We start from the raw sequence: 16,954 nt of genomic DNA, 5'->3' as shown, positions 1-16,954 counted from the left end.
ATAATTCAATTAAGATTCTTCTTTTTTACCTTTTTTAAAGTAAGTTGAAAGAATAACTAACACACCAACTACCCCTACTACTGTAAAGATAACTGTACCCATACCACCAGTTTCTGGTAACCATGATTCTGTGCTGTTTTCTACAGTAATATCATTACCGCTTACTGTTACGTTTTCACCATTATCAGAAGATTCTGCTTTAATATTAATTTCTTTTGGTGATTTTAATTTGTTATAACCTTCTGGTGCTTCAGTTTCAACTAATCTATAATCTCCATCATCTAACCCTTTAACATTAATAATACCAGTACTTGGTGTAACTAATTCAGTAATTCCATTTTCATCTGTTGTTACTGTATAAGTGCCATTATCACCTTGAACAAAATGAATTGGCTTAACTGTTGTACTAGTTCCTTTATAAAGATTAAATTTTGCACCAGCCAATGGAGTTTTTGTACCTTTTTCTACTTTAGTAATTTTTAAATTATGTGTTTTAATAATAGTTGTATCTTTTTTTGGATCGCTTAATGAATCAACATCATGACCATATTGAATTATAGCCATATTGGTAGTTTTATCATCTGTTACAGCATTAGAATTTAATGTTGCTTGATATTCGAATTTTAAAGTTTCATTTGCATGTTCTTTATATTTAATAAAATCACCAAAATCAACTATAATTTTTTGATTTTCAACAGTTACAGTATAATCTGTTAATTCTGTATCACCCATGGTAATTTTCATATTTAAATCAGCTTTTGATACAGTTAATCCTGATGACATTTCATCAGTAAATTTATATACATAATGATCAAACCCTGTCATATTTGGAACCATTGAATCAACAGTAAAGCGAACAGTTTCACCAATTTGTGCTGAAGTCCAATTTTTACCATCTGCTTTTTTATCAACAGCTGGTTCTAAACCTTTTAAATATACTGTTTGGTTACTATTTGATAAAGTTGTATACATTGGTTTATATGTATCAATTGATGGAATAATAGCATAATATCCATATTCTAAATTATTAGCTTTCAAATTACTTTGTGACAAAGTAACTTTAGAAATATTCTTACTAGCTACATATGTTTTTAATTTAGTTGTAAAATCATCGTTTTTAACATGATTCTTTATATAATTGTATACCACTTCATCATCTTCTGAATTTGCTACATCAGTTTGTTTAAAAAATTCTTTGAAATCGCTATTTACCGTATAAGCAATTTTATCATTAGCTGAAGTTGCATCCATTAGTTTATATACACTAAATGTTGTAGCACCTATATCGTGTTGAGCCACATTTAATGTGATACTGCCTGTACTTGCAGCAGATACTGAACCAATATTCATTGCTGACATTGTAAATAGCATCATAAATGAAAGTACATATGCTACTACTTTCTTTAATTTGTTTTTCATTTTCATATTCCTCTATTCTTTAATATTTTTCGCTTTTTTACTTTTTTTGTACGATAACAAAACTGCTAATACACCTACTATACCTACTAAAACAAATAACATTGTTCCTTTTCCACCTAAATCTGGTAAAAGAGGCATATCTTTATTTGTTATCGTAAACGTATATCCATCATCAGATTCTTCAATAGATGTTATATAATTTTCTACTTCAGACTCTGTAACTGAATAAGTATAATAAGCTTTACTTCCATCATCTAATGTTGTATAGGCATCTAATCCTTTAATAACTGTTTGCCAGGTATTTTTAGAATCAGTTACATCATTAGTTGATAAAGTATAATCCCCTACTTTCTCTGATATTTCATCACTTCCTTTCATATATATTCTTGTTAACGTCACTGTAATCGTATCTGGACGTTCTTTTTGTTTATCACTTAAATCTTTCCATAGCTTATTGATAGTAATGTTTACTTTTTCATTGCAAGGATCTTGTGTATCTGAAGGAATCGGTGTCGTACCATCTTCGTTATCAGATACTTCTGTATCATCCATCAATACAGCTTTTGCTGGAGAAACATAGGCATTTAAATCAACGGTTTCACTTTCTGTTTCATTTGCTAATTTGGCATCTTTTAAGTCATCATATTTTTGTACCTTATCATAATGGCTTATTTTGAAGACGTTCCAATTATCAAAATCTGAATCCTTTTTACTATACAAAGATGAATTTTTTATAATATCAATCAAGGAATCACTTCTTGTTCTATAAATCCTGTACGTATTATCTTTACCTTCAATATTCTTCTTTGTATTAAAGTCATAACTAGAATTTAAAGACGTTGTTCCAGAAAAAGGTCCTATTTGATTGCTTGTTCCTCTAATCGTATCAGCTAAATACATTTCATTGTTTTCAATCAATCCTTCATTGTTATAACCAATAAATCCACCTGCTTGGCCATTTTCTTCACTTCCATCATGTGAATCATTTGCTTTTCCACCAAAAACATCATATCCATCATGAATACCTGTTATCGAGCATCCATCTACTTTTGTTCTGTTTGATTTGATAAGTCCTACTTTAATATTTTCTTTCTCACTGTCAGCAATATGATTTCCATCAATATTTGAACATGGGATTTCTATATAAGAATCACCAATTGTTATTTTTGCCAGGTCACTTGTTCCATCTCCTCTATCTTTATCAAGTGCTACTGAAATAGTTAATCCTAACAAAGTAACTGATAAAGCATTTCCTTTAGCTAAAACTTGTAATTTTAATAGTGAACCTAAATTGATATCTATAAGGCCAACATTTTCTAAATCTCCCACATATAGAATATCTAGAAGTTTATTGACGATTGAAAGTATCGGATCCAATAAATAGCTAGAACCTAAGTCAATATCAGCTAAATATTCAAAACTTGTTTTACCAACAAAGCCTCCTGCTATTTGATCACTAGCCACTTTCTTTATGTTTTCTACATTGCAATTGCTCATTCTTCCTAAATCAGCATAACCAACAAAACCACCAGAAATAGGTTCCTTACCACTTTCACTTGAAATAGTAAATCCAACTGGAATACCAATAACTGAACAGTTGTCACTATGAGAACCAAAAATATCTAAGACACCAGCTGTGGCATTTAATAATTTTCCTGTACCAACACCTGCTTCATCTAGATCAACCACACCACTCTTTCCCATGTGACCAACAAAACCACCGGCATAGTTTTTAGCTTTGACTTTATTTAATCTAGTAACACTCGAATTTTTTACCGAACCATCTAGCAAGCTTCCACCAAATCCACCTGCATTTCCTGTCTGTACTTTACTGTCCAATGTTCCTTCCTGACTTTCATCATTTGCACATACTGAAAGTCCATTATCATTTGATCCAGTTACTTTTGCTTGATAAACATAAGTTCTAAAGGCATCTAATACATCAATATTTCCTAATTTAATCAGATTTAGAATTTGATCAGAATCATCATTTCCAACTTGAGCAACAGAAGAAACATCAGCTAATCCAAAGAACCCGCCAACATGTCTTCCACCAACAACATTTCTAATATTATTTGCCTCAACTCTTACTGAATTTGCATCTTTATCACCAAAAATTGCTCCTCCTGCAGTACCTACAAAACCACCTGCTTGATTTGCATATTTTGTATTTTCATTATTTTCTAATGCATATGAACCGTTAACACTTAATCCATAATCATTCCATGCATCCACCTTGGCATAATCAACTATTGAAAGAGTCGCATTCAATACTTTGGCAAGATCTCCTGCATTGCCTAATAAATACTTAAGTAGTTTTGATAATAATCCTGTATTGGATGAAGTATTCAAAGTTACAGCACTTCCTGGTTGGATATTACCTGCAAAACCTCCAACATTTTGACTACCGTTGATTACTTTTAATTGATCAGCCAAACAATATTGATCTTGTGTTCCTTCTATTTTTCCACCAACAACTTTTCCAACAAATCCACCACTGTTGCCTTCATCATTATCAAAATCAGTTCCAGTAGTAGATATTGTTGCTCCTGATTGATAACCTATAACAGACGAAGTTTTTACCACAGGAATGAAACTTTGCAATATTGGAAGTGAGCCTACCACATTTAATTTCTTTTCTAGGTTTACATCTCCAACATTCGCAACTCCTGCTGAAATCATTTCACCAGCAAAACCTCCACTGCTTTTTAAAGCTGTAACATCTTTTAAATCTCTAGCATTAGCAAAAGTTACTTCTCCTCCATTCATTTGACCAACATAACCACCAGCAATACCGCCTTGATAATCGTTTGAACCAGCATTTGTTCTTCCAGCTTTTACTTCATAGCCATAGGCATATTGATCAATAATTTTATCTAACTCGTCTTGATTATCAACTTCTCCAAGTTCTTGGAATTTTTTACCATAAGCACCATTGATTCCTACTGCTTTTACCCAAGAATTCCATACTTCAGTTGTTAAACCTCGAAGTGGTCCATAAGTTGCTGTATTCGTTTCAGTTGGATAAACAACACTCAAGGCTGATAATGGATTATCTAAATTAATGAGTCCATAAAGAACACTGATATTTCCCGTATCAACTGTATTGGCACAATCCGTTCTGCCACTAAATCCTCCAGCATATTCATATCCATAAACAGCTCTTAATCTATAGACTGCACATTCTTTTTGAACTGTAGGTATTTTTCCATTCCATTTTCTTGTAGAATTTCCTTCAATACGACCACCTAGATTATAACCCACATAACCTCCCGCACATCCTTTTAATGTTTCATTACTTATGGCATCTGCACGAACTGCTCCACCACAAGGAATACAAGTAGTTTGAGAGTTATAAATCACAGGAATAAATGATTGTAGAACACTTGTTAAACTATCTACTGAAATTAATCCTTTTAAGATTTCCGTTTTACCTAATACATCTGCAACACTTCCTGATTGAATATTTCCTGCATAACCACCAGCAGTTTCTTGACCTATGATGTAAGAGAAATTATTGACATTGCTATTTTGAATTTGTGAACCATAGTCGGTTCCAACAAATCCACCAGCGTTTCCAATTGTTTTATTTTCAGCCAAACCATTTGCTTTAACCGAAAAACCACCAACTGCACCAATTACATCTGAATTTTCAATTTTAGAAGCTGTTACATCTAAGGCTGATAAAATGTTTGCCAAATTTAAATTTGTTCCTAATGCCTTCAATCCACCACCAACAGATGCTGTAGAACCTATATCTAATTTTCCTACATAGCCTCCAGCATTTTTAGGTGCTGAGATGGCATAGCTTGAAGATTCTCCAAAATAAGAAGAACTGTCTGTATCATTAATATTTTTAACAGGTGTCTTCACTGTAGTGTGTTTTAACTTATTGACACTACTGTTAGAAACTCTTACAGCACTACCATAACCAATATATCCGCCTGCACTGCCAGAATTTAAATCCGTTGACTTATATGTATCACAGCTAACAACCAATCCATTAGATTGAACACCTGCATTTTTAATAATAGGAATATAAACGTGTATTAAACTCAATAGATCAGATATTTGAATATTCAAATCTGCTAACCCGCCTAAAATACTTATTCCTTTTGTTGAATCCGCTAAAGCTCCAGAATAAACCTTTCCACCAAAGCCCCCTGCATAAGTTTTTCCTTTAACATATGAAATATTTTGTATTGCATAAGCATTATTTTCATCATTTTCTACAATACCACTTTGGAAATCTCCAACAAATCCTCCTGCAATATCTCCTCGTACACCACCATTATCTACATAACTTACATAACATTGTTGATATAACGGAATTAAATATCCTACAGCATTTAATAATCCATTAGCCGAAATCAATTTTTTTATTTCTGTTTCATCTCCAACTTCAGCTAAACCGCCTGTTTTTGAAATACCAATAAATCCGCCAGAGTAACCTCCATCATCTGTAGAAGTTACTGTTTTCAAATTATTAACTTTTGCATCATTTATTTTTGTACTATTACTTTTAGCAACAAATCCAGCTGCTACATAATCAGTTGTTGAATTATCTTCTCTTGATCCCGTAGCTTCTACAGTAAATCCAGAATTAATACCACTTACAGACGAAGAATCTATATTGACTTCAACTGCTTGTCCTAAAGAAAGAAGATTGCTTAATTTTAAAATATAATTTAATCCTAAAAGATTTACTGTCAAACCATTATCAGTTCCTGCAAGATCACCTGGACCAGATACGCCTATAAATCCACCTACAATATTTTCTCCTGAAATATTATTTAAATTTGTTACTGTAACCGAACTAATAGAACCACCGATTGCTTCACCAAAAGCACCACCAACTCTTTTTCCTTTACCACCAATAGTTATACCTTCTGTAGAACCAGTAAGTGAAATAGAATTAGCATTAAATCCTAAATATTCTGCAACACCTAAAGTTGTATTTAAAAGTCCTGCTACACTTGCTGTTCCCACTGAGCCAGAAATACCACCAACACAATTTTCACCATCCACGGATTTCAAACCATTAATAATGATATTTTTTTCTTCGATTCCATCCATTGAAAAGATATTATTTTTAAAATATGAAACCTTACTTAAATTATCGGTATTAGATTTTGTAAGATAAACACCATCACCTCTGCCTATCAATCCACCTGTGTAATTTTTTCCTTCAACACTGCATGGAGCATTTATTTGACATCCTAATATATGAGAAGGACTCACACCAGCAAGAGAAAGTAATGATGATGTTGCATTTTGATTACTGCTTAAAAGTTTCACAACTAAGTCAACAACTCCACCTAATAAGTTATCTTTCGTATCACCTTTTCCTAAATCAGCAGCCCATCCAATTGTTGCGATTCCAGCAAAGCCACCAGAATTATCTCCACCGGAAGATACCGTTAATTTATCACTAACATTAACATTACAATTTATAGCCGACGTGTTGGCCATTGCTCCAGCAAAACCACCTTGATATCCATTGCTCGAAATTGTCAAATCACTCGCAGATACTGAACAATTTAAAAACAAACTTTCAGGATTCATTTTAGGCAATTGAGTTTCTATATCTAAAGCACCCGATAAAGTACCTTCTATGACATCATCTCTAGCTAATCCTACAAATCCGCCACTATAATTATTAGCTTTGACATTGAAGTTGCTGTTTGTAATTTGGCAATCTTTTACGACAGTTCCTTTTTGTTGACCGATAAATCCACCAGAATTTTCAATCTTATCATTATTTGTTCCTATATTTCCTGTTAAATTATTGATTGAACAATTTTCAACATAAGCATTGATATACTTTGTAGGAATCAATTTATCTACTGGAATAGCGTTTCCTAAAAGAATAGTAATCAAATCACCTAAGCCAAGACCAGGAATCACATTTAAAATTTTTGCCAATAGAGTAGCCGTTCCACCTAATCCTTTTGATAAACCATCATACTCCGTCTTTCCTGAAATATATCCAATAAATCCACCTGTATTACTATTGACATTTGTTACTTTCACATCATCCAGTTCACAGTCAGATATTGCTACATCCCCCACTACACGACCTGCAAAACATCCCGTAGCTAAAGCTGTTGGGTCATCCTTACGAGCATTTAAAATACTGCTGAGTGTTTTGCTTAATCCAGCATTAACAGTTCCAAAAGTAAGTAACCATGTTAATCCATCTAATAGTGCTCCTAATGTTAATCCTAAAGTTGAAGTTAATCCACTTATTAACGTTTGATCAAATTTTGTTTTTGTTGTTTCATTATCAACATTTATTTTATTGAATTTAAGGTTTTTTACTGTTACAGTTCCTTTGCTCAATCCTAAATCACTGTCACTTGCTTCATTTGATAATGTGGCAAAAAAACCAATTCCCATTTGTTCTCCAACATCCAATTCAGATGTTTGACTAACATTCACATTAGAAATAACTGGTTTGTCTCCTATATTTAAATCAGTTGCTTTGCTATAATCCGTAACGCTAGTATCATTATTCCATAACGTTGATTTACCATCGCCCTTTGAACCAATCATTGTCCCTTGAAACATCAACGGTGTCCAATTATCACCAGATAAATCAATATTCCTAAAAATAATATAATTAGCATTTGAAGAATATTTTTGATTAGTAGCTTTATCTATATCCAATGTTGGATCAATTTCACCAGTAGATTGATTGACTCCACATCTTCCCCATGCATATAAATGTGAACTATATTTACTTAATTTTTTATCCTCTTTATGTATATTCTTTTCTCCAAATCCAAAATCTTCATTACCATTTTGAGATTTTTCTAAATCGGCATCTCCACCGTATAGCATTATCGGATTACCATTTTCATCTTCATCTACATACCATTTGGCAGCATGTAAATAAACTTGATAAACTGCACCATAAACAGTTTCATCAGATCCTATTTTTCGTAACTGTTCTTCATTGCCTATAAGAATATAAGTTTTGTCACCAATCGTTTTAACAACTTGACCATTAAAATCTCGTCCTTCACAATTTTCAGTACTTATATTTGATATTTGATTTGCTTTAGTTTCTGGCATCTCACCTGTAAAGTTTTTCGATAACACATAGTTATGTGATTTGCTATAAGTTAGATAATTAGAACTATTATCTGAATAAACAGGTTGTCCCATCCCAACACACTCTGGTAACATATCTTGAGACATGACAGGTTCATTTTCAGAATTATCCGATTGAATAATTTTTAATTGATAATCATTATAAATAAAGATTGTATCTGTTGATGAATCATACAATGTTGAATTTTCATCTACAGTTCCATGATTAAATGTGCCTGTAAAGTCGCTTGGTAAAGTCCATATGTCATTTCCATTTAATGAAATATCTTTCATAAGTTGATACTTGGAAGAAAGAGAATATGTTATATATTCATCATTTACTGAAATTTGTTGACCAGTACCGTAATTACTTTCATCATTATCTGTAGATGTAACAATTGAATTTGAGCCAATTGCTTGAAGCTGTTTTGTATTATAAATTTTTATTACATTATTTTCATAAATATCACTGATATCTATTGAATCATCTGATTGTGAGCTTGTGTTATTTTCAACAATAGTTTCCTTTGAAATTGAATCATCAGATGAATTTAACGCATAGACAACAACAGTTTGTAAAAACAAAGAGATAACACATACCCAAACCATTATGTCTATACAAATTATTTTTTTAATTTTGTTCAACATACAAATCACCTTACTTCCTGAAACTAGGAAACTTTTAAAATTTTAGATATCTTCGTTTTTCTACAATAAAGTGATTGATGATTTAGTTATACGCTACCTCTTATATCGGCTTTTTTATAAAATTGCAAAATTTATCTTAAATAATAATTATTTCTTGATAGTATTCTAATATATTCACAATCTTTTTATAATGCACAGAATAGGAAAAGAATTCATACATTTTTTGTAAACTATGTGTAAAAAGCAATGTAATAAAAAAAGCAATCATAATTTACAAAATTAGATTACTCTTTAATATTTAAATTATTTATTTACTTTTTCAATCCATGTTTTATTCATAGAAGCAATAATAAACGAAAGAATAACTTTTGGTGAAAAACTTCCACACTCACCATTAACAATCATTCTCACAGCCTCACCATGATTAATTTTTCTTTTATATGGTCTTTCACTGATTAATGCATCATAGGCATCCGCAAGTCCAACAACTTGAGCTTCAAGAGGAATGTCATCACTTTTAAGACCTTTAGGATAGCCATGACCATCATATCTTTCATGATGATACAAACATATATTATAAGCATAATGAACTAGTTTTTTTGTTGAATTACATTTCGGTAGTTTTAATGCCATATTAGCTCCATCTACAGGATGTTTTTTTACTATATCCATTTCTTCTTTTGTCAGTTTTCCTTTTTTATTAAGTACCTCATAAGGCGTAGATATTTTCCCTATATCATGAATAGTTGCTAGTTTAGAAATATTTTCAATTTCATTATCCAATATGCCATATTCTGGAAAATTTAATTGTAATTCCTTATATATTTGTTCTGTAAAGAAAGAAATATTATGAAAGCTTTCATGATCTTCTAATTTATTATGAGCTAACACAGTTTCTAATAAAGATACCATATCCCAAAATTCATTGACAATCATCATGTCTTGTTGTAAATAAGAAATATTCGTCTTGTCTTGATTTTCATAAATGTACTCATATGATTTAAACATCAATACCATTTGCGTATCATCTATATGCTTGTCTAAATCCATCCATGTTTTTCCATCCTCTGAGCGATATTTTACTTTTGAATCTTGATAATATTTTTCACTATTCTTAAAATTAATTAGAAAAGATTTTACTCTATCTCTGTCTTCTTTAGAAACACAATGATTGATAAATTTATATAAAAACTCATCATATGTCATATAGTTATTAAACAAATCACTAAATTTAGATTTGATACTAATAATATTCATATCTAAACTGTTTAGGTCAACTTTTAATAATAAATATCTTTTTTCAATGATTTCAGATTGATTAAATGAATTTTCAAAAGTAATGTTTTTAAGATTTTGATTAATATCTTCTTGAACTTTTAATAATACTTTCCTTACATTGCACGTCTCTATACAATTTCTTGAACAAACGCCATTTCTTTCTAAACATTTATTCAAGTTCATAGAAGACTCAGTTGCAGAGATAACATCAAAATAACTTATCCTTTCAGGATTCTTAGCAAGAAAATAGCCACCATTAAATCCCATTTCAGAATTAATTAGATTGTTATTTTTTAAAATATTCATTATTTTTGAAATATTTCTAATTGGTATCTTTAAATTATCAGCTAATTCTGCTTCTGTAGCTAAATTTCCTTTTTCAGATAAATAATCAATGATACGATGCGCATAATCTGTTGTATTAGTAATTTGCATAGTTTTTACCTAGAATTAAGTTAATTTTTAATTCTTCCATCTTTCTTTTAATTTTTCAATAAGTTAAATATAGTCTTAATGAGCTGTCCAACATATTATCTAGGAAAATTATACGTAATCTATATCATAGCATTATTATTTGATTACATCCTATTACGCAAACTAAGCAAAACTGTTTTAAATGTGTTTTATATGATCAATAAGAATAGTATTAATTTATCTATAATTTTATTTTAAATTTTAATAATGATTTTTATAATGCAACAAATAGGAAAATCAATAATACTTTTTTTGTAAAAAAAGTGTATATTAAAATAGCATTCCAATAAAAAAAGACAGTTTTTAATAGTAATAACCGTCTTTTACGTAATAATCTAATAAACCTTAATAATATCAAAAATTATTAATCCATTTCTTATTGAAAGTAATTCTATACTATCATCAAAATTAATATTAGAAATTTCTTTTATTTTTTGAATACGATATGAAGCTGAACGATAATTGATTGATAAATCTACAGATGTTTTTTTCAAACTTAAATTATTTTTTATGTATGAACTCAAGGTAGCTAATAATACTGTATTATGTTTTCTATCATGTTCATCTAATTTTATAATAGATGATGGTACATATTTTTTTAATTTATTCACATCATCCAACTCAATAAATGATTGAAATATTCCTAATTTAGAATAATAGACTATTGATTTATTAATATCCCCAGTAATTTTTTTTGCAATTTTCATAAACTTCATAGCAACTCTAGATTGCTTATATGAACTTTTTAAGTTTCTGTATCCCTTAACAACTTCTCCTACACCAATATTAAAATTTGTGTTTTGGTCTCTTTTGCTGATACTTTTTTTTACAATATCTATCAGTTCATTTAAACGTCTTATACTATCATCATCCTCATTATCAGAATCCATTTTTTGTAACATAACAATTTGAGATACATTTTTATAGATGTGATCTTTAGGATAAAACATTGATATTTGATCAGCAATAATGTCAACTTCATCTAATTGTTCCAAAGAATACTTTTCCTTTTGTTCTTCTGGAATAGAATGAAATGATACAACTCGATAATAAGCATCCTCTTTAAGATTTAACATATTGGCTGCTTCAGTAGTATCATCATAATTTAACTGACTATTTACTAAATTAAAGAAAATATCTCGATGATACTTTTTATGGATTTCGTTTTTTGCAAAGTCAAATGTGAATGAATACCTTAATGCATCAATCGCATTTTCAATCGCAACAAAATCAAAATTTGTTAACTTTCTATTTTTTTCATCAATCACAATTTTAATAGGTATATTTCCTATAAAAGTAATAGGTATAATATATTGATTATATTTTCCAGCATCTTGTTTTAAATAATTATACCTCAATCTTATCTCTGGACTATATTCTTTAATGTTATCTAATAAATCAAAACTACTTTTTTCTTCATATGTTGTAGCAAGACAACTCAAATTTTCATAATACATTGAAATTGGATTATCAATTATTGTATAAAGAAGCTCTATAATATTTTTAGGTGTTGCCTCCTTATGGAAAATATATTCTTTAAGGTTATCATTTGTAACTTTGTGATACTTTAATAATGCCATTTCTTGATCAAAAACATTATCTAATATATATCTAATAATATCCCAATAATAATTTTGTCGAAGTAATTCAAACAGGGCAATCTCATTTTCAATACATAATCTTTTAAGTATATCTAGTTTGATATTAAAATTTTTTATGTTTCCACTATTTTTTATAATAAATCCAGATACACCTTTATCTATCAAATTTTGTATATGTGTTTCATACTGAGAAATTGTACAACTTTCATATATGAAAAAACTTGTAAGAAGTATTTCTCCTCCTTCTATGTACTTTTCCATATTTTCAACTTCTATGATTTTAATACCTTTTATTTCATTATCCAATCCTTTTTGTTCACTTAACAGTTTTAAATGGAATTTTCTTTGTAAATCTTTCATTTCTTGTACCAATAATACCATCTATTCTCTCCCCCCCCCACGAATTTTATGATATTCTTTTCATCATTAATATTGCGTTATTTAATAATTGTATTTATAGACCATGCATAATGTAAATAATTTTTTTATGATTTATATAAAAAATGCATTTTTTCATTAATAACATGATACTCTATAACAGACAAATTAAATTCACAATATAGTAATATATATAACATATTATTAAAAATAACTATAATTATTTTCAATAACTGCAAAAAAAATTCTCATAAACAACTACTGTGTTCAAAAAATAGATTTTTGTTGATATTAAAAAAATAAGCAATCTTTTTCAGATTACTTACTTAATATGATGTTTCTCATTATAAACTTTTAAAATAAAATTACTAATTAATAAAGTCAAAAGTCCAAATAATTCTTAAAAATAAAAATCCAATTTCATCTTTTGTAAAACCTAAAGAATCAGTCTAGATTATATTTATTATAAATATGAATAGGAAGATAGTTTTTTCCTTTTGGAAGTTCTGTTCCATAAATCAAATGTTCGCATACTTTATGTACACATTCATAGCTTTGCATATAAGCACTTTGATCAATGATATAAGTAACTTTCCCCTGTTTTAATGCTTCCTTATTTTGTGGCATTAAGTCAAATCCTAAAATATTGATATCATTATAACCTGTTTGTGCTACAACTTCTCCCGCATTTGCAAGCCATGAATCTACCATGACAATTGTCTTATAGTATTTCTTTGAAAGAATTTCTTTTAAAAGCTTATTTGATATTTCAAGCTTATCTTCTGTATAAATTACATTACTTAATAGAATTTCTGGATATTGTTTCATTGTATCAAGAAATCCATTGACTCTTTGTGATTGTGAATGAATTGTTTTTGAACCAGAAAGAATTAAAATATTTTCTCCTGACCTTGTTAGATTATGCGCAAGTCCTGCAAGACAAGTTCCTGCTTTATAATCATCAATTCCAATAAAACCTATTCTATAAGAATCTTCTAAATCAATATTTAAAGTCATAACAGGAATTTTTTTTGCAATTTGATTTACTTTTTCTACAATACGTTTTGTTTGTAACCCCGCTATAATTAAAGCATTTACTTTGCTTTCTAATTCATCAAGTACCTTTAAATATTCTTCTTCGTCTACACCATTAATATGTCTAAAATCAACTGAAATTGGATAATCTCTAAATTGAGAGATTGCTTCTTTCATTCCTGAATGAATCAATTGAAAAAATGGATTTCCTTTTTCAATTTCATCCATAATATCACGTATTCTCTTTTCTACTTCGGGAGCAACGCGTCCTCGTTGATGAATAACACGATCAACGGTTCCTCTAGAAACACCTGCAAGTTTTGCGATTTGTGTAATTGTAATACTCATAGAATTTTTTCTTTTTAGTGAATATAAAATAGTGGGATTGTTTCAATAACAACCCCAACTATCTCACTTCAATTATTCGAACTCTACAAAGACTAACGCTTTTTGTTTAGGAATTATTCTCTGTAATGTTTCTCGTTCTTTTGATTATTTGATATATCCATATTATCCTGCCTATACGAGCTAATGTTATCATTTTGTTATCGGCATTGATAACACCTACTCGATAACTGTGGATAATAACTATATGTAGCATGTCAAATTATAAGCTATTTTGCTTAGAGATTCAACACAAAACTGAAATTTTACTTTTCCTTATATTCATCTGGTATTGCTATTTGAAATGTTTCACACAACAGCATCACATCATGCACATCATTTTTATCGTGTTCATATCCCAAATGAAGCATTACCTGACTCAATGGTTCAATACAAGAAACAGTTATATCTCCAACTTTTCCAATACCGGAAAAAGTTTTTGATGGAAATATATCTCCCTCATAAACAATTCCGTCATCTGTAAATTCAAAACAATGTAAATCAATGATTCTTTGTTTATCATCTTTCCAGACAGTATGACCATCCGTTGTATAATCAGTATTTACTTCCTCAAATCCATGCTGCTTAATCACATAAATATAATCATGATAATGTTTCAGTTCAACAAACAAATCAATATCATTGTGTATTCTTGATTCTCTTTTAAGAAGTGCATCAACACCCCATCCGCCATCTAAATATACTTTAATTTCGTTTTGCAAAGCATATTTTATAATTTCACATGCATCTTCTGTACGTACCATAATCTATCCTCCAAATTCAAATCTTTGTATGCTTTCCAACTCACTAAAAGCCTGAAATTTGTCAGTCTTTCATCCTTTTTGTTATCAATCACCAATTAGCTGTAATCCATTAGGATTTAGCTGATATATTTTATCGCACACCTCTTCAATATACTTTCTATCGTGAGAAATGCTAATGACAGCCCCCGGAAATTCTCGGAGCATTTTTCTTATTACCGGACCGGACAATGGTGAAAAATTTCTTGTCGGTTCATCCAGAATAAGAACATTTGCACCACTTAAGCTCATCCTCAAGAGAAGCACTTTCGCCTTTTGTCCGCCTGATAACTCCCGAATCGGATGCTCCATTTCATCTGGTGTGTATTTAAGTGAACCAAGGTATGTTCTAATTCTTGTACGCTCTTCTTTATCTCCTGTTTTATCAAGGTAATCAACCGGTGTAACATCCAAATCCAGCAGGTCTTCATAAGTTTGAGGCATATATTCTGCTTTAATGTCATTCCGATTTAGGAGTTCTTCCGCTATCTTTTTTAGAAGAGTCGTTTTTCCTGCCCCGTTGGCTCCTATCATACAGATTTTTTCTGAACCTTTTATTTTTAAATGAATTCCTTCTGCTAAAATTCTTTTGCCATCCGGAGTCACAAGCTTTGAAAGTTCATATTCTATGACCGTTTTTCCTGCGGGAATGTGTGAGTTTTCATCCCCTAATTTGACAAAGATTGCTTCTTCCTGTTCCGGCATCTGAGTCATATTTTCATCTTCTTTTTCAAATCTTCGTTCCATTGCCTTAACCGTATGCATTTTGTCCTTTAAGTTTTTGGCAACAGACGGTGCTTGTCTGGTACAACTTCTTAATGCACCTTGTACACTCTGCATAACTCTTTGATATTTTTCATCGCGAATCTTTTTCTCCCTACGGTCACTCAGTGCCCGCTGTTTTTGGATTTCAAATTTATGAAGCCGTTCTTCCACATAGCGTCTATAGGGAAGCTTTGCCACGGTATATCTCGCCTTTGTTTTTCGTATAATCTGCTCGATATGTATCACCATGTTGGCAGTACGCTCTATCAGCGTTTCATCGTGTGAAATAAAAAGCACAATGTGCTTCCAGTCATTTATGATTTTTTCCAGTAATGTAAGCGTCGCAATGTCGATGTCATTGGAAGGTTCGTCCAACAACAGCACAGAAACATCGCGAATGAAAAGCCTCATAAGTTGTGTCTTGACTTTTTCGCCTCCTGAAAGACTACCCATTGTCTGGTTACTGTAGAAAAAATCATTTTTCATTCCAAATTTTCCCGCAATAACAGACAATTCTTTAGGCGTTTTCTCCCAGAATATTTCCTCTTCAGAAAAATATTCGTATATTGTTTTTTCCTTATCTTCATCGAGCATCTCCTGCGGAAGATAACCAAGACGTTCGTGTCCCATTATCCTTTCCCCATCTGCTTCTATATAGTTTTCTACAAGCGACGGATTGTATATCCACTTCATTAATGTCGATTTCCCATTTCCCTCTTCTCCAATAATAACTGCCTTATCTCCATCATTTAGCACAAGGTTGAAATCATTAAGAATTATTCTCAGGTCTTTTTTATGTGTTAAATTTAATTTTTTTATCTGCAACATTAAAGTTTCTCCTTTTCGAAGTCTGAGCCAATTATTATTTTGAACACACAAAAACGAGTCTTTTTTGCATACGCAAAAATAGACTCGCTAAATAGACCCTTATTTCTTTTCCAAAAGGAAAACAAAGGAAATGCCTCTTGCGATAATCCAACTTAAGCGTACACAAAACAAACCTATTCTCTACAGGCTCAATAACTATATGTGTCTTACTTAAATCAAATTATCTATTAATCATTTCCTCACCTTACA

7 protein-coding genes are annotated in these 16,954 nt (G+C 30.5%); all 7 read right to left on the bottom strand.

Annotated features, from left to right (window positions below):
- Positions 1 to 9: 9 nt before the first annotated feature.
- Positions 10 to 1,419 carry a SpaH/EbpB family LPXTG-anchored major pilin gene (locus LJD32_RS03650; RefSeq protein ID WP_227391861.1) on the bottom strand — a complete coding sequence of 470 codons (1,410 nt, stop codon included), beginning with the start codon at positions 1,417 to 1,419 and terminating at the stop codon, positions 10 to 12.
- 12 nt (positions 1,420 to 1,431) lie between these two features.
- Positions 1,432 to 9,162: a Cna B-type domain-containing protein gene (locus tag LJD32_RS03645; RefSeq protein WP_227391860.1), complete on the bottom strand. Its 7,731-nt coding sequence runs from the start codon at positions 9,160 to 9,162 to the stop codon at positions 1,432 to 1,434.
- 303 nt (positions 9,163 to 9,465) lie between these two features.
- The gene (locus tag LJD32_RS03640) at positions 9,466 to 10,875 is read right to left on the bottom strand and encodes an Rrf2 family transcriptional regulator (RefSeq protein ID WP_227391859.1); all 1,410 of its coding nucleotides are present in this window, start codon (positions 10,873 to 10,875) and stop codon (positions 9,466 to 9,468) included.
- Positions 10,876 to 11,249: 374 nt separating this feature from the next.
- Positions 11,250 to 12,896, bottom strand: a complete 1,647-nt coding sequence (locus LJD32_RS03635; protein WP_227391858.1) for a helix-turn-helix domain-containing protein — start codon at positions 12,894 to 12,896, stop codon at positions 11,250 to 11,252.
- 441 nt (positions 12,897 to 13,337) lie between these two features.
- Positions 13,338 to 14,276 (bottom strand): LacI family DNA-binding transcriptional regulator, encoded by a 939-nt coding sequence (locus tag LJD32_RS03630; protein ID WP_227391857.1) that lies wholly within the window; start codon positions 14,274 to 14,276, stop codon positions 13,338 to 13,340.
- A 302-nt stretch (positions 14,277 to 14,578) separates the two neighbouring features.
- Entirely contained in the window at positions 14,579 to 15,076 is a 498-nt protein-coding gene (locus tag LJD32_RS03625; protein ID WP_009247521.1) for a nucleotidyltransferase domain-containing protein, read from the bottom strand.
- A gap of 84 nt (positions 15,077 to 15,160) precedes the next feature.
- The gene (locus LJD32_RS03620) at positions 15,161 to 16,705 is read right to left on the bottom strand and encodes an ATP-binding cassette domain-containing protein (RefSeq protein WP_009247522.1); all 1,545 of its coding nucleotides are present in this window, start codon (positions 16,703 to 16,705) and stop codon (positions 15,161 to 15,163) included.
- Between the last annotated feature and the right edge of the window lie 249 nt (positions 16,706 to 16,954).

It is taken from the genome of Faecalibacillus sp. TM498 (genome assembly GCF_020589955.1).
In the GTDB taxonomy this organism is placed as follows: domain Bacteria; phylum Bacillota_I; class Bacilli_A; order Erysipelotrichales; family Coprobacillaceae; genus Faecalibacillus; species Faecalibacillus intestinalis.
This window is presented reverse-complemented; position numbering and strand designations above follow the sequence as displayed.

What these genes read in the sequence shown, in the direction of transcription:
- LJD32_RS03650 (WP_227391861.1), bottom strand. Translation starts at nt 1,419, where the DNA reads ATGAAAAACAAATTAAAGAAAGTAGTAGCATATGTACTTTCATTTATG.
- LJD32_RS03645 (WP_227391860.1), bottom strand. Translation starts at nt 9,162, where the DNA reads ATGTTGAACAAAATTAAAAAAATAATTTGTATAGACATAATGGTTTGG.
- LJD32_RS03640 (WP_227391859.1), bottom strand. Translation starts at nt 10,875, where the DNA reads ATGCAAATTACTAATACAACAGATTATGCGCATCGTATCATTGATTAT.
- LJD32_RS03635 (WP_227391858.1), bottom strand. Translation starts at nt 12,896, where the DNA reads ATGGTATTATTGGTACAAGAAATGAAAGATTTACAAAGAAAATTCCAT.
- LJD32_RS03630 (WP_227391857.1), bottom strand. Translation starts at nt 14,276, where the DNA reads ATGAGTATTACAATTACACAAATCGCAAAACTTGCAGGTGTTTCTAGA.
- LJD32_RS03625 (WP_009247521.1), bottom strand. Translation starts at nt 15,076, where the DNA reads ATGGTACGTACAGAAGATGCATGTGAAATTATAAAATATGCTTTGCAA.
- LJD32_RS03620 (WP_009247522.1), bottom strand. Translation starts at nt 16,705, where the DNA reads ATGTTGCAGATAAAAAAATTAAATTTAACACATAAAAAAGACCTGAGA.